The sequence below is a fragment of the Jiella endophytica genome (assembly GCF_004519335.1).
GTDB classification, from domain to species: Bacteria; Pseudomonadota; Alphaproteobacteria; order Rhizobiales; family Rhizobiaceae; genus Jiella; species Jiella endophytica.
This window is the reverse complement of the sequence record NZ_SOZD01000003.1, coordinates 101,319-122,711: the sequence shown is the minus strand read 5'-3', so window position 1 is coordinate 122,711 and position 21,393 is coordinate 101,319. Positions and strand designations below refer to the sequence as shown.

The following is a 21,393-nucleotide window of genomic DNA, read 5'->3' as shown; positions in this document are numbered from 1 at the left end:
CGGTGGCGCAAAGGGGCGATCAGCGCCCGTGACAGCGCCGGCAGGCCCATGGACCCGCCATGGCGCGGCGCCTATGATGCTTCGCCGGTCATCGGTTCTTCGAAAAGGCACGGGCGGAGCATGGCGAAGCGGGAGTATCGCTGGGTCAGGGTCAAGCCGCTGACCAAAGAGGAGAAGGCGGATATCGCCACGCTCTGCGAGACTTTCGTCGCAGAGGCGCTGAAGCCGCGGTTCCTCCCCGCGATCCGCGAGACGCCGTTCAACTATCCCGTCGACATCTTCGGCAAATGGCGTGGCTCGAAATACAGCTTCATCACCCGTTATCGGTCCGGCTTTGCCGAAAACCGCGGCGAAGAATTCGATATGGCCTTCACGCGGCTCGATCACCTCGAGGAATGCTTCGACGAGACACGCTTCGACGTCATGTGGCACCGCCACACCGGCCAGTGGTGGCGGCTACATTCCAATGTCACGCTGGATGAGGCGCTGCAGCTCATGGCCACCGAAGAGTTGCTGCAGCCGGTGATCTGAAGTCGAGCGGCATGATGAAGAAAAAATCCTCGCCACAGTTCGATCCCGACGCCTTGATGGCAACGGCAGGCGACAAGGTCGTTGCCCGCGGAATGGACTATTTTCTTGCCGGAGCGGTCGAAATCATCGCCACCGAGAAGACGCGCGTGGTGGCGCGGGTTGCGGGCACGCAAGACTATCGCACGGTCGTTTGCGGCGAAGACGAGGCGATCGGCGGCGAGTGTTCCTGTCCGGCCTTCGAACGGGACGCTGTCTGCAAACACATGGTGGCAGTCGCGCTGGCTGCGAACGCCGCGCTCGTGTCAGGAAAGGGCGTGGTCGCAGGGCCGCTCGCCGAGATCCGTTCTTATCTCGCGAAGAAATCCGTCGGGGCGCTGGTCGAGATGATCGTCGATCTGGCGGAAAGCGATGCCGCTCTCATGCGCAAGCTGGAGGTCGCGGCCGCAGCGTCGGGCGACGACCCGAAGACCTTCGTCAAACGGATGCGTCAGGCGATCGACGCCGCCACGCAAACGCGCGACTTCGTCGAGTATCGGCGGGTGCGCGGCTGGGCGGCCGGCGTGAATGCGGCCCTGGATGGGCTTGCGGACGCTGCTTCCGGCCCGCACGCCGCCGCCGTCATCGAGCTTGCGGATCATGCGATCGAGACGATCGAAGCGGCGATCGCGATGATCGACGATTCCGACGGTCATGGTTCCGCACTTCTTGCCCATGCGCAGGAGATCCATCTGCAAGCCTGCAAGGCTGCCCGGCCTGAACCGAAAGCGCTCGCCCGGCTTCTGTTCTTGCGCGAGACCGAGGGCGAATATGATCCGTTCACCGGCGCGGCGGCGATCTATGAAGACGTATTGGGGGAGGAGGGTCTCGCCGAATATCGTCGACTGGCAAACGAGGCTTTCGATGCACTGCCGCCGCGCCGCGGGCGGAGTGGCGAGCGGCCGAGCTTCAGTGTCGAGGCATGGCGTCTGACCTCGATCCTCGATTTCTTCGCCGAGCGCGACGGCGATCTGGAACAACGCATCGCTCTGCGCGCCAAGGACGGGAAATCGCAATGGCACTATCTGCAACTGGCAGAGTTCTGCCGAGACAACGGCCTTGACGAACGGGCGCTCGGCTATGCCGAGGAGGGCCTCTGGCTGTTCGAGGACGATCGTCCGGACGAGCGTCTGGTGTTCTTCACCGTCGATCTGTCGCTGAGCCTCGGCCGCAAGGAGCCAGCAAAGGCCCATCTGTGGCGCGCCTTCGAGAAAGACCCGAGCGTTGCCCTCTATGATCGGCTGCGCGAGCTCGGCGGTAAAGATGCCGGGCTGAGAGCCGTCGATCATCTTATGACGAGGCTCGAGGGTGCCCGGTCGACGCGATGGCATTTTCCCGCCGACCTCGTCGTCCGCGTGATGGTCGCGGAACGGATGTTCGACGAGGCGTGGAAGGTTATTCGCGACCATGGCGCCTCTCGCGGCGCGCAGGAAACTCTTGCGCCGGCGAGCGAAACGAGCCATCCGCGAGAAGCGCTCGAGGTGTTCGAGGAGGGCGTCGAACAACTTGCCCAGGCGGGCGGCAATCCGGCCTATGAGGAGGCTGCGGCGCTGATCGCGCGGATGCGTCCGCTGCGCAAGGCAACCGAGCATGCGGCCTATCTGGAGGCGTTGAAGGCGCGCCACGGTCGCAAGCGCAATCTCATGCAGCTTTTGGGATGAGATACGTCTGCAAGGGCCTCCCAAGAAGGGCCATCGCTTTTGGCGATCACCGAACTTGCAGCAATTGCCTTTGAATTCCACAGCATCGGCCCGAGTGATGCGGTGATTCAATAAATTGGAGCGACCTTTGTGCGTCCATTCGGACGCACGGCGCTCTGACCCCGGTCATCACATCCGGACCGGATGTTCGTTGGCTTGGTCGGCGCTCCTTTGCCAGAAAGCTCGGGCATCCGGGTACCGGTCAACGAGAACTGCCGTATCGGCTTCCAAAGCGTCGGCAATCATCTTCACCACTGCGGCGGGCATGTCGAAGCGATCGGTAGCATTGTCGCGGCGTTCCACCACGTCGTCCGGAATTTCGTCGATATAGCGCCTTGGAATCTCCAGAAAGCGGCAAATCTGCGCCAGCGAACGTCGAGGCTGTGACATGATTTTCTCATATACGAGAATCATCACATCGTCTGGCTCGTAATGTTTGCGAAGCATCGCTATGGTCGGCAGGTAGCGGGACATTCCGACGATGAATGAATTGCGTGCGACCTCTGCAATGCTTGCTTCGTCAGCAGTGCGAATATCCTGATTGCGCGTCTTGAAATGGTACCGGACCGCCGACAGTGCACGGTCTGTCGGCTCCCTCATGACGAACAAGATCTTTTGCCTTCGCGAGATGCGCTTGATGTGTTCGTGGCCGGCGTCTGGCAAACTGGCATATTCCGGCGTCGCATCGATCGCCCATCGGCCATGGCCTCGAAAAGCATCGATATACCACCCGTCATCCATTGGCCGGAGGGCCTGATGAACCGGACCGTGGCTCTTGTGACCCTGCACCTGCGCCTGGAAGTATGCGGCCACATCATTCAATCGCTGATTGGCAAGAGCCTTGATGGCTTCTGCCTTGAACAATGTGCCCAGACGACCTGACGAGTGAACGGCATTGAAATAGTGCATTTCCTTTCGGTGCGCGGTCACGATTTCAGGATGATGGGAAAGGCGATTGTAAAGCCAGCTGGTGCCGGCCTTCTGCGCCCCGGCGATCAGAAATAACTCTGGGATCCTGGCTGACATCGTTCCCCTCTAGCGTGCAGAACTTTAGAGAGGCGGAAATCACTCGCCGCGTCAACTCAAAATGGTATTGCCGGGTCGACATTGCATGACGAGGTGCCGTCTCAATGGCGTCTACTGGTGTTGCCCCGGAGAAGCCGTCCGAACTCAGCAGTAGAGATCTTCCTTGTTCTCGACATTGCCGCGCTCCTTTTCGACATAGGCCATCATAGCCGCCATGTTGAAATCGCCGCCGAAGCCTTCCCAGGGGGTGAAGCTGTGGGTGTTGAGCACGCTGGCGGGATCGAGCCTGAGGAGGCGGATGATCACCGATGCGACGATCGATCCGCCGACGCCGGTCAGCTTTTTCTTGCCGCTCTCCTGGGCTTCCTGCAGGCAGTAGAACCACAAGGGCGTCTTGGTGATGTGATGGTCGGTCAGCGCTTTTGGCGCGGGGATCACCTCGAAACCGAGACGACGCGCCGCGTCCTGCCCGGAAACGAGATGCAGAGACAGCCTGTCGCGCAGGATGTTGCGCAAGGCGAGCCGCTTGGCGAGCGCCTCCGGGATCTCGAAGTCGTCCCAGCGAATGGTGCCCTTGGCGACATTGTCGGGCAGTTCGAACAGCGTCGAGGCCATCGTCGTGCCGACGGGGCGGGCCTTCTGGCCGCCATGGCCGAAGAAGCGCGCCATCTCGACCGTCGCCTCCGGCCCGCGCCGCTGAAAGCCGAGCATGTCGAAGAGCTTGACCGTCTTGTCCTCGTAGAGCGTGTAGGTGGACTGCACCGTCGCGTGGCCGAAGCGATAGGCAGCGACGGAAAATTCCACCGGCATGACCGGTCCCTTGTCGTGGAAAGGGTCGGTCTCGAGGGTCTTTCCGACGATCTTATCGTCGACGAAGGCCGGCAGGAAGTGGTTCAGCACCAGCCACTGATAGTGCAGGCGGATGAAGCGGCGGACCTGTTCGAAACGCATCTTGTCCGTCGGGACCTCGTCCCAGGCCTTCTTGCGGATGCCCATCGAGGCACAGTCGGCGACGGCCTGGCCGATCGATTTGTCGCTCTTCGACTTCGACATCAGGATGTTGTGGAGGCAGATGAAGGCGCCCTGGATCTGGCTGACGATGATGTTCTCGTCGTTGCGCGGATCGCCGATCAGCGCGCGGCCATCGCTGTTGCGCGGCAGGTCGAGCGGATTGTCCTGCCGCCCGAAGAGCATGTAGCCCTCGTGCTTCTGGGAGTAGAGGTGAGGCGTCGCGTCCGGCCCGTCGCCATAGACGCAGTCGAGATCGAGATTGGGGGTGCGGACGTTGCGGATCGACCGCGGATCGATGCGGGTTCCCGTCACGCTGGTCGCATCATGGGTGATGTCGTGGTCGATGAACTGGCCGAGAAAGGTCATGCCGGCCTCGGCCGGGCCGTCGGCGTTGTCGTCCTTTTTCATCGAGTCGACCAGCGCCGCGAAGCCGTCGATGATGGTCTTCTGGCTGAGATTGCCGGTGATCGGGTTTTCCTCGAACAGATATCCGAAGATCTGCGGCAGGACATCCTGCGCATTGACCGCCTTGCCCTCGACGCATTCCTTCATGAACCGGTCGAAGCGTGACATTCCGTGAAGAGCGCGCATGATCCCACCTTTCATCGATCGATATTCGTCAATGAAGGGTAGAATAAATCCAATCTAACGTAGGGGAAACATAGTTTTCGAATTGCACGCGATCGTGATGGAAGGCTAAAATTGCATATGTTGTTCATGCTATTGTTGCGATTCGAGACGGCGTTAAGCGGAATCATCATCGTCTTGATAGTTTGACCATATTTTGTTTCAGAGTGCCGACGTCCTCGCATTGACGTCGCATCCTCACCGCCTCGTCAGTCCTCGCCGTCCCAATAGTCGACGCCGCTGTCCGCCTTGACGGTGATCGCCACCCGGCGGGCGGCCTTGTCGCCGCCGGGGGCCGCGCCGGCGAAGATGGTGAGCTTGCCGCTGTCGGGATATTCCATGACGTCGGGCTCGTTCATCGTCGAGACGGCGAGATAGGCGAGGGGCGCGTCGTCCGCCGCGATCAGCTGATGCGCTGTCTCCGGCCCGCCGGCGGGGCAGACGACGACGTCGCCGGCTGTGACGGAATAGGTCTCGTCGCCGAAGCGCAGCGTGCCGCGGCCGGAGAGGATGACGAAGAGTTCGTCATTGGCATGGTGGCAATGCAGCGGCCAGCCCTTCTTGCCGGCCGGGATCTCGACATAGCGCGACCCGAGCCGTTTTGACCCGAGCGGTGCGGCGACGGCGGCAAAGCGCGCCTCGAAGGTTTCGCCATGGGTCTGGAGTGAGAGCGGAAGTTCGGTCGGTCTGACGATGGGCTTGATGGCCACGGCGCTTCTCCCGGGTCGGTGACGGGATAAGCGTAGCCGGCGGCGAGGGCCGCGACCAATGCAAATCGCTGATGTCGAGCATCGGCGGCGGTTCGCGAAATCCTCCGCGCTCGGCGCGCGGATCGTCCAATGGGACAAGCGAACGACGCCCGGAGTCATAGCTTCTACGAAGCGTGCTTTCCGAAAATCGCTTCTTCCCGATGGCCCGGCCAAGGTGGCACCGCCAGGGTGCCCCTCAGATTGAAAGGATCGGCATTCCGGTCGTCGGATCACCCCGCATAGGTGACCAGCAGGTCCTTGGCGTCGATCTGCGAACCGGCCGAGACATGCACCGCCTCGATCTTACCGTCGCGCTCGGCGTGGATCGCGGTTTCCATCTTCATCGCCTCGATCGAAAGGAGCACGTCGCCGGCCTTCACCTCCTGGCCTGCGGCGACGGCGAGGGTCGAGACGACGCCCGGCATCGGCGCACCGACATGGTTGGGGTTGGCCGGATCGGCCTTGGCCTTGACGCCGCTGCCGGCGGCGCCGTGGGCACGATCCGGCACCTTCACCCGGCGCGGCTGGCCGTTCAATTCGAAGAACACCGTGCGCATGCCCTTCTCGTCGGTCTCGCCGAAGCCGAGGCAGCGGATGACGAGGGTCTTGCCCCGCTCGATGTCGACCAGCACCTCGTCGTCCTGCTCGATGCCGTAGAAATAGTTCGGCGTCGGCAGCATGGAGACCGGGCCGTAGAGATCGGCGGCGAGGGCGAAGTCGGTGAAGACCTTCGGATACATCAGATAGGAGGCGAATTCCGCGTCGCTGACCTTGCGGTCGATCTTCGTCTCGATGGTCTCGCGCTCCCTGGAAAGATCCGCCTCGGGGATCAGCGAGCCGGGCCGGACGGTGATCGGCTCCTTGTCCTTCAGGATCTTCTTCTGGATGTCGGCAGGCCAGCCCGAGGGCGGCTGGCCGAGATCGCCATGCAGCATGGCAAAGACGCTCTCGGGGAAGGCGATGTCCTTCTTCGGGTCCATGACGTCGGCGACGGTGAGGTCCTGGCTGACCATCATCAGCGCCATGTCGCCGACCACCTTGGAGGAGGGGGTGACCTTGACGATGTCGCCGAACATCTTGTTGACGTCGGCATAGGTCTGGGCGACCTGGTGCCAGCGGGTCTCGAGGCCGAGCGACCGGGCCTGTTCCTTGAGGTTGGTGAACTGGCCGCCGGGCATCTCGTGGAGATAGACCTCCGAGGCCGGACCCTTGAGGTCGCTCTCGAAGGCGGCGTACTGGGTGCGCACCGACTCCCAGTAGAAGGAAATCCGCCGGATCGCGTCGGAGGCGAGCTGCGGCGCGCGCTCCGAGCCCTTCAGCGCCTCGACGATCGAGCCGAGGCAGGGCTGCGAGGTGTTGCCGGAAAAGGCATCCATCGCCGCGTCGACGGCATCGACGCCGGCCTCGACCGCGGCAAGCACGGTCGCCGCCGAAACGCCCGAGGTGTCGTGGGTGTGGAAGTGGATCGGCAGGCCGATCTCCTCCTTCAGCGTCTTGAAGAGGACCCGCGCGGCGGCGGGCTTCAGAAGCCCCGCCATGTCCTTGAGGCACAGGATGTGGGCGCCGGCGGCCTCCATCTCTTTGGCGATGGCGACGTAGTATTTGAGGTCGTATTTCGCCCGGTCCGGATCGAACAGGTCGCCGGTATAGCAGATCGCGCCCTCGCAGAGCTTGCCGGTCTCCAGCACCGCATCCATCGCGACGCGCATGTTCTCCACCCAGTTCAGGCAGTCGAACACCCGGAAGAGGTCGACGCCGCCCTTGGCTGCCTCGGAGACGAAATATTTCACGACATTGTCGGGATAGTTGGTGTAGCCGACGCCGTTCGAGCCCCGGAGCAGCATTTGCAACAGGATGTTCGGCGCCTTTTCCCGCACCAGAGCGAGCCGTTCCCAGGGATCTTCGGTGAGGAAGCGCATGGAGACGTCGAAGGTCGCGCCGCCCCAGCATTCGAGCGAAAGCAGCTGAGGCAGGCCGCGCCCATAGGCCTCGGCGATCGCCGCGATGTCGTGGGTGCGCACGCGGGTCGCCAGCAGCGACTGGTGGCCGTCGCGCATCGTCGTATCGGTGATCATCACCTCGGGCTTGACGAGCAGCCAGTCGGCAAAGCCCTTCGGCCCGAGCTCGTCGAGCTTCTGACGGGTGCCTGCCTCGATCGGCGCGGAGAACAGCGGCGGCACCGGCGCCGCATGGTCCTCCGGCGGGCGGGGGCGGCTCTTGGTCTCGGGATGGCCGTTCACCGTGACGTCGGCGAGATAGGTCAGGAGCTTCGTCGCCCGGTCGCGGCGCTTGACCTGCTGGAACAGCTCCGGCGTCTCGTCGATGAACTTGGTGGTGTAGGAATTGTCGCGAAATTTCGGATGGCCGATGATCGCTTCGAGAAAGGTGAGGTTGGTGGCGACGCCGCGGATGCGGAACTCGCGCAGCGCCCGGTCCATGCGGGCGATCGCCTCCTGCGGCGTCGGCGCCCAGGCGGTGACCTTTTCGAGCAGCGGATCGTAGTAGCGGGTGATCACCGCGCCGGAATAGGCGGTGCCACCGTCGAGGCGGATGCCGAAGCCGGTGGCGCCGCGATAGGCGGTGATGCGGCCGTAATCGGGAATAAAGTTGTGCTCGGGATCCTCGGTGGTGATCCGGCACTGCAGGGCATGGCCGTTGAGCTTGATGTCGGCCTGGGCGGGAACGCCGGATTCCGGCGTGCCGATCGCCGCGCCGTCGAGGATGTGGATCTGCGCCTTGACGATGTCGATGCCGGTCACCTCCTCGGTGACGGTGTGCTCGACCTGGATGCGCGGATTGACCTCGATGAAGTAGAAGGCGCCGGTATCGGCGTCCATCAGGAACTCGACCGTGCCGGCGCCGACATAATTCGTCGCGTCGGCGAGCTTGCGGGCATAGGCGGCGAGTTCGCGGCGCTGCTCGTGGGAGAGATACGGGGCAGGGGCGCGCTCGACGACCTTCTGATTGCGCCGCTGGATCGAGCAGTCGCGCTCGAAGAGGTCGACGACGGTGCCGTGGGTGTCGCCGAGGATCTGCACCTCGACATGGCGGGCCCGCTCGACCAGCTTTTCGAGATACACTTCGTCCTTGCCGAAGGCGGCCTTCGCCTCGCGCTTGGCCTCGGTGACCTCGCGCTCGAGGTCCTTTTCGGCGCGGATGACCCGCATGCCCCGGCCGCCGCCGCCCCAGGAAGCCTTCAGCATCACCGGGAAGCCGACCTCTGCGGCCATCTCGCGGACCCGTGCCATGTCCTCCGGCAGCGGTTCGGTGGCCGGGACGACGGGCACGCCGACCTCGACGGCGAGGTTGCGGGCGGCGACCTTGTTGCCGAGCCGGCGCATCGTCTCGGCCGACGGGCCGATGAAGGTCAGGCCGTTGGCGACGCAGGCCTCGACGAATTCCGGGCTCTCTGAAAGAAGCCCGTAGCCCGGATGGATGGCGTCGGCGCCGGAGAGCTTGGCGACGCGCATCACCTCGTCGATCGACAGATAGCTCTCGATCGGCCCGAGATCCTTTTCGAGATGCGCTCCGCGACCGACCTGATAGCTCTCGTCCGCCTTGAAGCGGTGCAGCGCCAGCTTGTCCTCTTCCGCCCAGATCGCCACGGTCCGAAGGCCCAGCTCGTTGGCGGCCCGGAAGACGCGAATGGCGATTTCCGAGCGGTTGGCGACGAGAATCTTGCGGATGGCCACGGAGCGTTCCTCCCTGCAGGTCAATAAGCGCGGCCGATGACCAGATCGTCGGCACGGACGCACAAGATTGCGGCTGTTCGACTATTTTCGCAAGTGCGAAGCGAGACTTCCGCGATGCGGCGAGGTCGTTGAAGTCCAGTGGAGCGAATTCGACATTCGAGTCCCGGTCGATTTGGGCTTCGCAACAGATGTCGAATTCGAAAGCTCCGTTCGAAACAGAGTTTTACCGAGTGGTTCTTTGATTCCGACATTCGCCGCGAAGCTGATGAGGACGGACGCAAATGGCGGGATCGAACCGCTAGCGGTTGCGCACCAGCGGTGTCTTCTGCGGCCAGACGGTCTTTTCCTTCTCGCGCAGGAAGGTGAAAAGCCCGGACGCGCCGACGACGATCATGCCGAGGATGGTGAAAAGATCCGGGGCCTCGTCGAAGAACAGATAGCCAAGGATCACCGCCCAGGCGATCTGGCTGTAATGGGTGGGGGCGACGGTGGCGCCCGAGGCAAGGCGGGTGGCGAAGACAAGGCCGACATGGCCGAGGCCCATCAGGATGCCGCCGCCGACGAGGAGCCACCAGATCGAGCCCTCGGGCATGGCGAAGCTGCCCAGCATCAGCACGGCATTGGCCGAGATCGTCGCGACGAGAAGTGCGCCGAGGATGGTGATGCGCCGCTCGCTGCGGCCGATCGCACGCAGGATCAGCACCTGGCTGGCGCCGAAGACCGCCGTCGCCACCGCCGCGAGATGGCCGAACTGCAGCTCGCGGAAACCCGGGCGAACCACCAGCAGGACGCCGATGAAGCCGAGAACCACGGCGCACCATCGCTTCTTTCCGATCGGCTCCTTGAGGAAGACGGCGGACAGGACGGTGACGATCAGCGGCAGCAGGAAGATCAGCGCATAGGCCTCGGTCAGAGGCAGGCTGGTGAAGGCGACGACGGCAGTGATCGAACAGGCGGCGCCGGTCGCCATGTGAAGGGCGATCAGTCCCGGCCGGGTCGGCCGGGCGATATTCCCCCAATTGTCCTCCGGCCGCTTGGTGAAGAGCACCGGAATGAAGGCGAAGATCGAGACGAAGAAGCCGATCTCGAAGATGCCGAGATGGGGCCCCAGCGCCTTCAGCACCGAGTCGCCGAGGGCATAGGAAAAATAGGCGGCGAACGCCAGGATGATGCCGGCCTGCATGACGATGTTCGACGATGTCCGGAGAGGGGCGAAAGCAGCCCGATAGGCCAGCCGCTCCGCCGATGCAACAAGGAAGCGCGATCGGCGACCATCCGTCGCCGGAGACGATCGGTGGAATTGCGGCCGGCTGTCCGAGCTGCAGGGGAGAGAGGATGTCGTTCCGGAGCCCAGACACGAAAAAGGGCAGCGAGGGGGAGCTGCCCTTTTTCGTCTGCATGTCGCGATCGAGGGGGGATGATCGCTTGGGGGTGCCTGAATAATGCGCCGGCGAAGAAGCGGTTCCGTGGGCACAACATTTTTTTTCAGAAAATTTTCGAGCTGGCCCGGGAGCCTCCTTCCACGGCGCCGTGGCGCTCTGACGGGATCGCCGCGGCAGGTGGATGATGGCGAGGCGGGCAGCCTGACGCGTTGTCGCGATCGGGTCCCAAGAACCGATTTTAACCGAGCGAGGCTTTTCGGTCTTGGCGCGGCCGTCCTCCGGGGTGCATAGTTGCTGCGACGCAATCGTCCGGCGGAGCCTCTGGAGGGTGTTTTGGTCGCGACGTACCATTCCCTTGCGAAAGCGGATGCACATCCTCACGGATGGCCCTGTCGCATGCTGATCTGCGGCCAGTCGGAGGCACGGCGTTTCTATGCCGACCTCGCTCCGACCCATGTCGTCTCGATCGTCACCCCCGGCCGCAGCTATCTCGGACCGAAGGACGTGGCGCCGGACTGTCATCTGAAGCTGGAGTTCGACGACGTCGAGGAGCCCGGCCGTCCGGGCGCGCCGACGCCGGAGATCATCGATGCCGTCGCTGCTTTCGTGGCGGCGCTGCCCGAGGCGGCGAGGCTCTGCGTCCACGGCCTGCAGGGCGTGCGGCGGGCGCCGGCCATCGGCCTCGGCATCCTGGCGGGCGCGCTTGCGCCGAACGACGCGGCGGCTGCGCTGGCGCCCTTCTGCCGGCACGCCCCCGATCCGAACCTTCTCGTCGTCAGGCTGTTCGACGAGGCGCTGGAGCTGAACGGCAAGCTGACCGGTGCCTGCGAGGCCCGATTCGTCACCAGCGGCGCCACCCTGCGCCGCCGCGGCCAGGACGACTGCTCCGACTTCGATTTCGAGATGCTGGCGATCGAGGAAGACCGCGTCCGCCAGGGTTGACGGCGGGGCCCGCCATGATGGGACGGGCCGCCGCGTTACCGGCCGCCGTGTCATGGTCCTCCACCGGACTATCCCAAACGTTCGGATAGCCGTTGCCGTCCGCCTCGACGTCACCTCGCCTCTCGCGCACCCATCTGTCGCTGGGGCAAGTGATCGATTACCCGTCCATTCTCAGGATCGCGCCAAATCGAAACATGTCGTCTCGTGTATTCGCCTTGCTCCGTAACCATAAATTTCAAAGCGAGTGCGATCACGACTTTGGCAATTGATTCAGGAAGCTTGGCGAATTAGGGTTTTTTCGGGGCAAAACAAAGACGACTGTTTGGCAGGAGTGGTGCCTTGAGAAAATTTGCTCTGGCGATCGCATTGGCGATCGCATCCGGTTTCGCCATGGTCACGAGCGCCGATGCCGGCCTCCTGGCGCGGATCGATCTCTCGTCCCAGACGCTGACCGTCATCAATGACGGCAAGGTCATGTATCGCTGGCCGGTCTCGACGGCGCGGCGCGGCTATCGCACGCCGACCGGCAGCTGGAGCCCCAAGCGCCTGCATCGCATGTGGTATTCGCGCAAATACGACATGTCGCCGATGCCCTATTCCGTGTTCTTCACCGGCGGCTACGCCATCCACGGCACCGGCGCGATCAGCCGGCTCGGCCGTCCCGCCTCGCATGGCTGCGTGCGTCTGCACCCCGCCAATGCCAAGGTGTTCTATTCGCTGGTCAAGCAGAACGGCATGAGCAACACGCGGATCGTCGTCCAGCGCTGAGCCACCCCGCCGACGCTCGCGACGGCCTGTAATGGCCGTCGGGAACGTCCCGCCATGGGCGGTCAGAGACGGTCGGTGTCAGCTCGTGGGCCCACCCGGGATCACTTCTTGCGACGGCCCATAACCTGCCAGCGGTCGTGGAACCACATCCACTGGTCGGGATGCTCGCGCACCCAGCCCTCGACGACGTCGTTGAGGGCCTGGCAGCTCGCCTCGACGTCGATCGCTCCGGCATCGTCGCGCGGCAGCTCGAGGCGGGGCTGGAGCTCCAGCCGGTAGCGCCCGCCCGGCAGCCGGACGCAGCGGGCGGGATAGACCTCGGCGTCGTACTGGCGGGCGAGCTTCGGCAGGAGCGGGTTGGTCTTCACCGGCAGGCCGAAAAAGGTCGTCTTCACGCCTTTGCGAAATTTCTGGTCGACGAGGACGCCAACCGAGCTGCCGCCCTTCAGGATGCCGGCGAGCGACCAGACGGCGCCGGCCTTGGACGGGATCAGATGGCCGCCGGCGGTGCGCCGCGCGGCCTGGACGCGCCTCGCGACATAGGCGTTGTTCGGCTGGCGGAAGAGGGCGGTGAATTCGAGGCCGAAGGCGGCGGCGCCGATCGGCAGCAGCTCGAAGCAGCCGAGATGGCCGGTGAAGAAGATGAACGGGCCCTTGCGCTCGCGCAGCTCGACGAACCTCTCGACGCCGACGACCTCGATGCGGCCCTCATCCGGCCTTGCGGGATCGTAGTCGAAGAGATCGTCGAGATAGACGAATTCGGCGGCGATCCGCCCCATCTGGCCCCAATTGGCGAGGGCGGTCGCCTGCACCCAGGCCTCGTCCTTGCCGGGAAAGGCGCGGGCGAGATTGGTCTTCGCCAGCTTGTGGCGGGAGGAAAGCGGGCCGATCAGCCGCGCCGCCCGGTCGGCGATGGCAAGGCCGGTATCGGCCGGCAGCAGCCGCAGCACGCGCAACACGCCGAACAGCGCCTTGGCGGTGACATAGTCGCCGGCGCGCTTGGCCCGCAGTGCGAATTTCAGAAGACGTGGGTTCATGCGGCGCTGGCGCCGCGGTCTCCGGTGCCGGCCGCGTCGCCGCCGACCTTGAGGATGATCTTGCCGAAGACTTCGCGCGCTTCCATGCGCTTCAGCGCAAGGTCGATCCCGTCGAAGCCGATCTCGGTGTCGATCACCGGATGGACCAGACCACGGGCCATCTTCTCCATGGCATTCGCCATGTTCTCCATCCGGCAACCGAAGGAGCCGAGGAGCTTCAGCTGCTGCTGGAAGAGCTGCATCAGGTTGATTTGGGTCGAGACGCCCGAGGTCGAGCCGCAGGTGACGAGGCGGCCGCCGCGCTTCAGGCAGAGCATCGAGCCGGCCCAGGTATCGGCGCCGACATGCTCGAAGACGACGTCGACGCCCTTCTTCCTGGTCAATTTGCGGGTGACACCCTCGAAGCGGTCGGCGCGGTAGTTGATGACATGGTCGGCGCCGAGTTCCTTCGCCCGCGCCGCCTTGTCGTCGGAGCCGACGGTGGTGATCACCGTGCAGCCCATGCGCTTGGCGAGCTGGATCGCCGCCGAGCCGATGCCAGACCCTCCTGCGTGAACGAGGATCGTCTCGCCCGACTGGAGCCTCGCATTGTCGAACAGCATGTGCTCGACCGTGCCGAAGGTGACCGGCGCCAGCGCCGCGCCGACGGCATCGCAGCCGGGAGGGGCGGGGACCAGCAGGCGGGCCGGCAGGTTGATCTTTTCCTGGGCGAAGCCGTCGAGATGAAAGCCGTGCACGCCGCCGACATTTTCGCAGAGATTGTCGCGGCCGGCGCGGCAGTGGTGGCAGAGGCCGCAGGTCCTGGCGCCATAGATCGAGACAAGCTGGCCGGGCAGCACCGAGGAGACGCCCGGGCCGATCGCCTCGACGACGCCGGAGGCTTCCGCCCCGACGGTGAGCGGCAGCTTGCGCTTGGCGAAGGCCATGCCGCGCCAGCCCCAGACGTCGATGTGGTTGAGCGCCACGGCGGCGATCCGGAGGGTCACCTCGCCGGCCTCGGGGGCCGGGGGCGGGGGGATGTCGACCGCCTGGAGGTCGCGGTCGCCGATCAGCTGCAATGCGCGCATCGAAATGGCCCTGACGTTTCATGGCGGCGGGCGATCGCTCGCCTCGCCGCTCGGGGTCTTTTCTTTGGCATGATCCTGTCGAAGCGCAACGTCGCGCCGTCCTGGACCATGCGATGGGTGGCAGCCGGCGCTCAGGCGTCGGGAGCGCGGCCGAGAACGAGGCAGGCGTTCTGCCCGCCGAAGCCGAAGGAACTGGAGAGGACCGCGCCGATCTCCTGGCGCCGCGCCTCGTTCGGCACGACGTCGAGCTCGATGGCGGGATCGGGATTGGCGTGGTTGATCGTCGGCGGCAGGATGCCGTCCTTCAAAGACAGGATCGAGAAGGCGGCCTCGATGGCGCCGGCTGCGGTCAGCGTGTGGCCGATCATCGACTTGTTGGAGGAGATCGGCGTCGACTTCAGCTCGTCGCCGAAGACGGCGGCAAGGCCGGTCGCCTCCATGCGGTCGTTCTCCGGCGTCGATGTGCCGTGGGCATTGATGTAGTCGATTCCCTCCGGCCCGAGCCCGGCATCGGCAAGCCCCGCCTTGATCGCCGCGATGATCGGCGAGCCGTCGGGCTTGGAGCGGGTGCGGTGGAAGTCGTCGGCGCGCTCGCCGCAGCCGAGGATGAGGCCGTAGATCCTCGCGCCGCGGGCCTTCGCCTCGGCATAGGATTCCAGCACCAGAGCGCCGGCGCCCTCGGCCATGACGAAGCCGTCGCGGTCCTTGGAGAACGGCTTCGACGCCTTTTCGGGGACCTCGTTCTGGGTCGAAAGCGCCGAGAGCAGCGAGAAGCGGATCAGCGATTCCTGGGTGATCGAGCCGTCGGTGCCGATGGTGATCGCCCGGCTCGTCTCGCCCCGGCGGATCGCCTCGACGCCGAGCTGGATGGCGCTGGCACCGGAGGCGCAGGCGGTGGAGAGGGTGATCGGCAGGCCGCGGGTGCCGAGACGGTCGGCGAGGAGCTCGGAGATCCGGCTGCACTGGGTGAGGTGGTAGATCGACGGGTCGGGATGCTTGCGCGCGACCTGAAGCAGCCGGTCGTAGCCGGCCTCCTCGATGGCGGCGCCGTCGAGCCTGTCGAGCAGCAGCCGGTGCTGCCACTCCATCTCGACGGGCGGTGCGGCGAGGAACAGCGGGCCGCCGAAATCGTCGTCCTTCAGCCCGGCCATGCGGATCGCCTCCGAGCCGGCGGCCTCGGCCATCGCATAGGAGAGACCGGTCGAGGTCTCGCCCATTTCGCCCATGAAGTCGACGCTGCCGGAGATCGTCGTGCGCAGCCCCTCGGTCGAGAAGCGGTCGATCCGGTGGATCCCCGAACGACCGGCAGTCAGCGCCTCCCAGTTCTCCTCGACGCCGCGGCCGAGGGAGGAGACGATGCCGAGGCCGGTGACGGCGATGACCGGGCGGCCGAGGAAATCGGTGTCGCTGGCGCTCATCGTGACATACCCCTGTTGTCGGCGCTTGCCGGGATCATGGCCGGCCTCCCTCGATCGTCTCGACGAGGCAGACGCCTTCGCCGTGGAGATGGCCGATGCTGGTGACCACCGCCTGCCGCGGCGCGGCCTCGGACGGGCGCTCCTCGCCGGTGTCGAAGGGCGGGATCGCCATGCCTCGGGAGAGAGCGCCCGCGGCAAGCGCGACGCCCGCCGGCATCTGCGCCTCGAAGGAATGGCCAAGAACGCTGCCATAGGCCCGGACCGGGGCGCCGGCGAGGAGCTCGGCGAGGACCTTGCGCTCGACGCCGGTGATTTCGGAAAGGCCGGTGGCGCCGGAAAGCACCAGCACCTCGTCCATCGACGCCGTCGGCTTCGGCAGGAGATCGGCAAAGCGGCCGGCGGTCTTTTCGAGATCGCGGCGGCCGCGGTCGCCGAGCGCCGAGACGAGGCGGGCATAGGCTTTCGCCGAGCGCGCCGCGGCGTGTTCGGGCGATTCCAGCACCAGGAAGGCGCCGACGCTGCCGACGGCGATGCCCTGCCGGTCGCCGGTGCGGGCGAAGACCGGCCGCCACTCGTCCTTCAGCATCAGCTCGGCCAGATCGAAATTGAGGATGAGATCCTTGCGCTCGGCCGAAAAGGCGCTGCCGACGAGGCAGATCTCGCTCTGGCCGGACGCGATGCGGGCCCGGGCGGAATAGAGCGCCGAGATGCCCGCCGCCTCTTCGCCCATGAAGGTGCGCGAGGAGCCGGTGACCTTATGGACGATCGAGATGTTGCCGGCGAGGAGGTTGGAGAGCTGGGCGAGGAACAGGGTCGGCCGAAGTTCGGTGGAAAGCGTCTCGTTGATGACTTTTTCGGGATCGTTCGGTCCCCTGGCCCTGTCCATGACCATGGCGTCGACGGAGGCGTCGCGCTCGCCGCCGCCCGCCGCGACGATCATGTCGATCTCGGCGCGTACCGCCTCGTCCATCGGAATGCCGGCGTCTTCCAGCGCCAGGCCCGCCGAATAGGTGCCGAGCTTCTGCCAGGTCTCCATCTGGCGAAGGTCGCCCTTCTTGGCGATCTGCTTCGACCAGTCGATCGCCGGCAGGCCGTGGACGAAATAAGGCTCAAAGCCTTCCGTCTTGATGTTCGGCTGCAGGCCCGGGCCGCGGGCGAAGGCGTCGAGATGGGCGCCGATGCCCTCGCCGAGGGAGGAGACCAGGCCGATCCCGGTGATCAGTACGTCCCTTGGCTCAGTCATGCGATCATTCCATTGGTCCCGATATCCGCCATCCGCCGCCGAAGCATCCTGCCGCCAGCGTCCCGTGACGGCGGCCGCGCGGCGCTCAAAAGCCGGGGCGCGTCGCGCAGCCCGCCGTCAGGCGACGCCGCTCATTCGCCCGCTCGCCAGAAGACGGCCGCGCAGACGCATATAGGTGCCGACCGGGAGGATTCGAAAGAGCGGATTTTTCGCGCGGCCGAAGCGTTGATCCGCGCGACGCGGCTCAGCCGGCGGCCTTGGCCGCCCGCAGCTCGTCGATCTTGGCGCAGAGATTCTTGAGGACGAAATATTCCTCGGTCGGAGCCTGGCCCTCATTGACCTCCTGCGTCCACTTCTCGAGCGGGATCTTGATCCCGAACTCCTTGTCGATCGCAAAGACGATGTCGAGGAAATCGAGAGAATCGATCCCGAGATCCTCGATGGTGTGGCTCTCCGGCGTGATCTCGTCGCGGTCGATCTCGCTCGTTTCGGCAATGATGTCGGCGACCCGGTCGAAAGTTGAGGACAATGACCTACCCTTATGCACTGGTCTGTTTGGATTGGCGCGATGCTATAGGGAATCGTCGCGCGAAAAGCAAAGCATGTTCGTTTCCGGCGCCGCGTCCGAGCGCGGCGCGCGAACTCCGGCAGTGCAGTGCAGCATGCAGCCATAGGTTTCCGCTCGACATTCCGCAAGAGACCTGCAGTCGCTACATGCACACTTTTTTCAACCGTCACGACTTGCAAGATGACGGAAACCGCGCAAAGTTGAAGCTAGGTTGCGCTTTCAGTCAAGCCACATGGCTTTTCGGGAATAGCAAAGAAACTCAACCAAATCGCTTCGGTGAGGTTGCCTCACCGATAGAGAAGGTCTTTGGTGAACGCCTGAGTCTTCGGTAAAACAACAACTTCTTCAGCCGAGGGGTGAAATCATGGGAGGCATGATTGAACAGAACCAGCACCTTCTCGTTTCCAATCGGCTGATCCGCGCCGCCACCGCCCTCGGGCGCGTGACATCGCGGGTCCACAAGCGCGAGCAGGGGCTGACGTCGCCCGAATTCGCCGTGCTTCTGGCGCTCGGCAGCGAACGCTCGAAGCTGACCTCGTCGCACATCGTCGAACTCACCGCGATGGACAAGACCAAGGTCAGCCGGGCCGTCGCCTCGCTCGACCAGCGCGGCTGGGTTTCCCGGGAAAGGGCGACCTCCGACCGGCGGTTCGAATATCTCGCTCTGACCGAAGACGGGACGGCGGCGCTGACACGGCTTCTGCCGAAGATCTGCGAGGCCGAGCTGGCCGTCCTGAAGAACCTCTCGGAAGACGAGCGTCGCGGCCTCGAGGCGGGCCTCAAGGGCCTCGACCGGGCGATCAGCCACTGACGAGACAGGCAGGGCGCCGGTCGTCGCGACTGCCGTGAAATTCTGCGGCGGCACTTCGGGGCATTCCGCTTCGGATCAAGCCGGCCCTGATCGCGCGGCTTGGCAGCATCGGCCCGAACATCGGAAACGACTGTCGGCAAGCACGATGCCGTGGACTCAAAGAGTTGGCGCGGCCTTTGTGCGTCCTATCGGACGCGCGGCGCGCTGGCAGCACCGGACTGGCACGCCCGACGGACACGCGCACTGGCGCCTCTGGTTCGGGCAATTTCATCGATGCATTCGGATGCGCCGCGCGACACGAATGAAAGCGCCGCGGATCCGGTGCGGATCCGCGGCGCTTTCGTTTCACTGTGGCTCGGCCGGAACGAACCGGCTCGCGAAGCCGCACGGCGGGGACCGGCTTGCGATCCCCACCGCCGCGGCCATCGCAGGCCTCAGTTCATTTCGTCGTACTTGCCGTCTTTCCACTCGTACATGACGTAGCCGGGCAGGGTGACGTCGCCCTTGTCGTCGAACTTCAGCGAGCCGATGACGGTGTCGAAGCTGCCGCTGCCGAGGGCCTTGACCACCGGATCGTAGTCCGTCGAGCCGGCCTTCGTCGCGGCGTCGGCCCAGGCCTGGATCGCGGCGTAGGTGTAGAGCACGTAGCCCTCGGCGGTCTTGCCTTCCTTCTCGAGCTCGTCGACGACCGGCTTGGCCTCCTCGTTCTTGCGCGGATCCGGCGAGAACGTCATCAGCGTGCCTTCGCCGGCGTCGCCGGTGATCGCCCAGTACTCGTCGGTGACCAGCGCGTCGCCGGACATGATCGTCGTGTCCATGCCCTGTTCGCGCATCTGGCGGGCCATCAGGCCGGCCTCGGTGTGGTAGCCGCCGATATAGACGAGGGTGACGCCCGCCTGCTTCATCTTGGTGACGAGCGAGGTGTAGTCCTTCTCGCCGGCCGTGTAGGCCTCGGTCAGGACCGGCTTGCCGCCGGCTTCCTCGAAGAACTTCTGGGTCTGGTCGGCGAGACCTTTGCCGTAAGCCGTCTTGTCGTTGATGATGGCGACCTTGGCGTCGGGAAAGTTCTTGGCGATGTAGTTGCCGGCAACCTCGCCCTGCTGGTCGTCACGGCCGCAGACGCGGAAGATGCCGTCGCCAGGGCGCTTGTCGGTGAAGTCCGGATTGGTCGAGGCCGGCGAGATCTGGATGATCTGCTCGTCGGCATAGACCTGGCTCGCCGGGATCGAGGAACCCGAGCAGAAGTGGCCGGCGACGAAGGGAACGCCCTCGGACGCGAAGTTGTTGGCGACCGCGACCGCCTGCTTCGGATCGCAGGCATCGTCGCCGACGGAGAGCTTCAGCATCTCGCCGTTGACGCCGCCCTTGGCGTTGATATCCTTGACCGCCTGTTCGGCACCGATCTTCAGCTGCTGGCCGAAGCTTGCATACTGACCAGTCATCGGGCCGGCGACGCCGATCGTGATGTCGGCAAGGGCTGCGCCTGCAAAGACGAGATTGAGCGCCGCGCCTAAAAGAAGTGCCTTCTTCATACGAACCTTCCCTGTGTTGAACAAATTCTGCGGCGTGCCGCCGCATCAGGTAGCGACCTCCCCCTACCTGCCGGGGATTAAAGCCCGGAACGTTTCGCCATGGAAGCGTAACGGGGAAAAATATCGCAAGCTTTCCGCCCCGCTCAAACGGTTGCCCGGTCGAGGAAGCCGTATTGCCGCGCCATCTGGCGATTCCTCACGAAGACACGGGCGGCGGAGGCGATTGCAAACAGCACCACGTAGTCGACGACGCCGTAGTATAGGCCGGTCCCAAAGTGCGACAGCGGCAAGAGGAACGTGCCGTTGAACAAGCTGAAATGGATGAAGCGGACGGCGATCGAAAGCAGGAAGACATAGAAGGCGAGGAGGCCCCAGCCGCTCCATCTCAGCGCCGTCGAGCGGCCGATCATCCAGGCGCCGCCACCGCCGAGGATCACCGTGACGAAGAAGAACTCCCAGAAGGAGACCTCCCAGAGGATGCCCATCTCAGGTGTCATGTCAGTGCACTCCCCCTTCGAGATAGGCGCTGCGGACCTCGTCGCGGGCAAGCAGTTCGCGGCCGGTGCCGGCCATGGTGATCGCGCCGTTGACCATGACGTAGCCGCGATGGGCGAGGCGCAGTGCGTGGAAGGCGTTCTGCTCGACCAGGAAGACCGTCAGGCCCTCATTGGCGTTGAGTTCGCGGATCACCTCGAAGATCTGCTTGACCACCAGCGGCGCGAGACCCAGCGACGGCTCGTCGAGGAGCAGGAGTTTCGGCCGGCTCATCAGCGCCCGGCCGATCGCCAGCATCTGCTGCTCGCCGCCCGACAGCGTGCCGCCGCGCTGGGCGCGCCGCTCCTTCAGCCGGGGAAACAGCTCGAAGACCTTGCGCAGATCCTCGTCGAAGAACTTCTCGTCCTCGAGGATCGCGCCCATCTGGAGGTTTTCCATCACCGTCATGCGCGGGAAGACCCGGCGGCCCTCCGGTGACTGGGCGATCGACATCGACATGATGTCGTGGGTCGGCAGGCTGGTGATGTCCTGGCCGTTATAGACGATCTGGCCGGTGCGGGCCTGCGGATTGCCGCAGATCGTCATCATCAGCGTCGACTTGCCGGCACCGTTGGCGCCGATCAGTGTGACGATCTCGCCGCGATGGACCTCGATGTCGACGCCGCGAAGCGCCTGGATCTTGCCGTAGAAGGTCTCGACGCCGCGCACCGCGAGCAGCGGCTCGCCGGCGGGCATGGTCTCGATGTTCTGCGCCGCGC

General features: G+C 64.8%; 18 protein-coding genes. 5 read left to right on the top strand and 13 right to left on the bottom strand.

Features of this window, described 5'->3' with window-relative positions; genetic code table 11:
• Positions 1-120 precede the first annotated feature (120 nt).
• Positions 121-531: a DUF3024 domain-containing protein gene (locus tag E3C22_RS10490; RefSeq protein ID WP_134761981.1), complete on the top strand. Its 411-nt coding sequence runs from the start codon at positions 121-123 to the stop codon at positions 529-531.
• Positions 532-542: 11 nt separating this feature from the next.
• Positions 543-2,228 (top strand): SWIM zinc finger family protein, encoded by a 1,686-nt coding sequence (locus tag E3C22_RS10485; protein WP_245514912.1) that lies wholly within the window; start codon positions 543-545, stop codon positions 2,226-2,228.
• A gap of 168 nt (positions 2,229-2,396) precedes the next feature.
• Here the strand turns inward: E3C22_RS10485 and E3C22_RS10480 are convergent, their stop codons facing one another.
• From E3C22_RS10480 to E3C22_RS10460, 5 genes are all read right to left on the bottom strand, one after another.
• Positions 2,397-3,293 (bottom strand): sulfotransferase domain-containing protein, encoded by an 897-nt coding sequence (locus E3C22_RS10480; RefSeq protein WP_134761980.1) that lies wholly within the window; start codon positions 3,291-3,293, stop codon positions 2,397-2,399.
• A 144-nt stretch (positions 3,294-3,437) separates the two neighbouring features.
• Complete coding sequence (locus E3C22_RS10475; RefSeq protein ID WP_167591728.1) at positions 3,438-4,895, bottom strand: peroxidase family protein; 1,458 nt, start codon at positions 4,893-4,895, stop codon at positions 3,438-3,440.
• A 245-nt stretch (positions 4,896-5,140) separates the two neighbouring features.
• Positions 5,141-5,641 (bottom strand): cupin domain-containing protein, encoded by a 501-nt coding sequence (locus E3C22_RS10470; RefSeq protein ID WP_245514910.1) that lies wholly within the window; start codon positions 5,639-5,641, stop codon positions 5,141-5,143.
• A gap of 269 nt (positions 5,642-5,910) precedes the next feature.
• A complete protein-coding gene (gene pyc, locus E3C22_RS10465) occupies positions 5,911-9,372 on the bottom strand; it encodes a pyruvate carboxylase (RefSeq protein WP_134761977.1) in 3,462 nt (1,153 codons plus the stop codon).
• Positions 9,373-9,670: 298 nt separating this feature from the next.
• Positions 9,671-10,555 (bottom strand): DMT family transporter, encoded by an 885-nt coding sequence (locus tag E3C22_RS10460; protein ID WP_134761976.1) that lies wholly within the window; start codon positions 10,553-10,555, stop codon positions 9,671-9,673.
• Between the two features lie 595 nt (positions 10,556-11,150).
• Here E3C22_RS10460 and E3C22_RS10455 point away from each other — a divergent pair.
• Together E3C22_RS10455 and E3C22_RS10450 are read left to right on the top strand one after the other, a co-directional pair.
• The gene (locus tag E3C22_RS10455; protein WP_134761975.1) at positions 11,151-11,696 is read left to right on the top strand and encodes a phosphatase; all 546 of its coding nucleotides are present in this window, start codon (positions 11,151-11,153) and stop codon (positions 11,694-11,696) included.
• A 390-nt stretch (positions 11,697-12,086) separates the two neighbouring features.
• Positions 12,087-12,464, top strand: coding sequence for a L,D-transpeptidase (locus tag E3C22_RS10450; RefSeq protein ID WP_134762457.1), 378 nt, complete (start codon positions 12,087-12,089; stop codon positions 12,462-12,464).
• A 101-nt stretch (positions 12,465-12,565) separates the two neighbouring features.
• Here E3C22_RS10450 and E3C22_RS10445 read toward each other — a convergent pair whose 3' ends face one another.
• The 5 genes from E3C22_RS10445 to E3C22_RS10425 all read right to left on the bottom strand — a co-directional run bounded on the left by E3C22_RS10445 (position 12,566) and on the right by E3C22_RS10425 (position 17,758).
• A complete protein-coding gene (locus E3C22_RS10445) occupies positions 12,566-13,501 on the bottom strand; it encodes a lipid A biosynthesis lauroyl acyltransferase (protein WP_134761974.1) in 936 nt (311 codons plus the stop codon).
• Complete coding sequence (locus tag E3C22_RS10440) at positions 13,498-14,568, bottom strand: zinc-binding dehydrogenase (protein ID WP_134761973.1); 1,071 nt, start codon at positions 14,566-14,568, stop codon at positions 13,498-13,500. The genes E3C22_RS10445 and E3C22_RS10440 overlap by 4 nt, the downstream gene beginning before the upstream one ends.
• Positions 14,569-14,699: 131 nt before the next feature.
• A complete protein-coding gene (locus E3C22_RS10435) occupies positions 14,700-15,986 on the bottom strand; it encodes a beta-ketoacyl-ACP synthase (RefSeq protein ID WP_134761972.1) in 1,287 nt (428 codons plus the stop codon).
• A 34-nt stretch (positions 15,987-16,020) separates the two neighbouring features.
• A complete protein-coding gene (locus tag E3C22_RS10430) occupies positions 16,021-17,229 on the bottom strand; it encodes a beta-ketoacyl-ACP synthase (protein ID WP_134761971.1) in 1,209 nt (402 codons plus the stop codon).
• 244 nt (positions 17,230-17,473) lie between these two features.
• Positions 17,474-17,758, bottom strand: a complete 285-nt coding sequence (locus E3C22_RS10425; RefSeq protein ID WP_134761970.1) for an acyl carrier protein — start codon at positions 17,756-17,758, stop codon at positions 17,474-17,476.
• Between the two features lie 403 nt (positions 17,759-18,161).
• On the opposite strand from E3C22_RS10425, the gene E3C22_RS10420 reads away from it, so the two are divergent.
• Positions 18,162-18,608, top strand: coding sequence for a MarR family winged helix-turn-helix transcriptional regulator (locus E3C22_RS10420; protein WP_134761969.1), 447 nt, complete (start codon positions 18,162-18,164; stop codon positions 18,606-18,608).
• Positions 18,609-19,042: 434 nt separating this feature from the next.
• Here the strand turns inward: E3C22_RS10420 and E3C22_RS10415 are convergent, their stop codons facing one another.
• The 3 genes from E3C22_RS10415 to E3C22_RS10405 form a co-directional block, all read right to left on the bottom strand.
• On the bottom strand, positions 19,043-20,140 hold the full coding sequence (locus E3C22_RS10415) for a branched-chain amino acid ABC transporter substrate-binding protein (protein ID WP_134761968.1): 1,098 nt from the start codon (positions 20,138-20,140) through the stop codon (positions 19,043-19,045).
• Between the two features lie 143 nt (positions 20,141-20,283).
• Complete coding sequence (locus tag E3C22_RS10410; RefSeq protein ID WP_134761967.1) at positions 20,284-20,637, bottom strand: DUF6867 family protein; 354 nt, start codon at positions 20,635-20,637, stop codon at positions 20,284-20,286.
• 1 nt (position 20,638) lies between these two features.
• Positions 20,639-21,370, bottom strand: coding sequence for an ABC transporter ATP-binding protein (locus E3C22_RS10405; protein WP_134762456.1), 732 nt, complete (start codon positions 21,368-21,370; stop codon positions 20,639-20,641).
• Between the last annotated feature and the right edge of the window lie 23 nt (positions 21,371-21,393).

Coding starts and splice junctions, on each gene's coding strand:
- E3C22_RS10490 (WP_134761981.1), top strand. CDS start 121: ATGGCGAAGCGGGAGTATCGCTGGGTCAGGGTCAAGCCGCTGACCAAA.
- E3C22_RS10485 (WP_245514912.1), top strand. CDS start 543: ATGATGAAGAAAAAATCCTCGCCACAGTTCGATCCCGACGCCTTGATG.
- E3C22_RS10480 (WP_134761980.1), bottom strand. CDS start 3,293: ATGTCAGCCAGGATCCCAGAGTTATTTCTGATCGCCGGGGCGCAGAAG.
- E3C22_RS10475 (WP_167591728.1), bottom strand. CDS start 4,895: ATGCGCGCTCTTCACGGAATGTCACGCTTCGACCGGTTCATGAAGGAA.
- E3C22_RS10460 (WP_134761976.1), bottom strand. CDS start 10,555: ATGCAGGCCGGCATCATCCTGGCGTTCGCCGCCTATTTTTCCTATGCC.
- E3C22_RS10455 (WP_134761975.1), top strand. CDS start 11,151: ATGCTGATCTGCGGCCAGTCGGAGGCACGGCGTTTCTATGCCGACCTC.
- E3C22_RS10450 (WP_134762457.1), top strand. CDS start 12,087: ATGGTCACGAGCGCCGATGCCGGCCTCCTGGCGCGGATCGATCTCTCG.
- E3C22_RS10445 (WP_134761974.1), bottom strand. CDS start 13,501: ATGAACCCACGTCTTCTGAAATTCGCACTGCGGGCCAAGCGCGCCGGC.
- E3C22_RS10440 (WP_134761973.1), bottom strand. CDS start 14,568: ATGCGCGCATTGCAGCTGATCGGCGACCGCGACCTCCAGGCGGTCGAC.
- E3C22_RS10435 (WP_134761972.1), bottom strand. CDS start 15,986: ATGAGCGCCAGCGACACCGATTTCCTCGGCCGCCCGGTCATCGCCGTC.
- E3C22_RS10430 (WP_134761971.1), bottom strand. CDS start 17,229: ATGACTGAGCCAAGGGACGTACTGATCACCGGGATCGGCCTGGTCTCC.
- E3C22_RS10420 (WP_134761969.1), top strand. CDS start 18,162: ATGGGAGGCATGATTGAACAGAACCAGCACCTTCTCGTTTCCAATCGG.
- E3C22_RS10415 (WP_134761968.1), bottom strand. CDS start 20,140: ATGAAGAAGGCACTTCTTTTAGGCGCGGCGCTCAATCTCGTCTTTGCA.
- E3C22_RS10410 (WP_134761967.1), bottom strand. CDS start 20,637: ATGACACCTGAGATGGGCATCCTCTGGGAGGTCTCCTTCTGGGAGTTC.
- E3C22_RS10405 (WP_134762456.1), bottom strand. CDS start 21,370: ATGCCCGCCGGCGAGCCGCTGCTCGCGGTGCGCGGCGTCGAGACCTTC.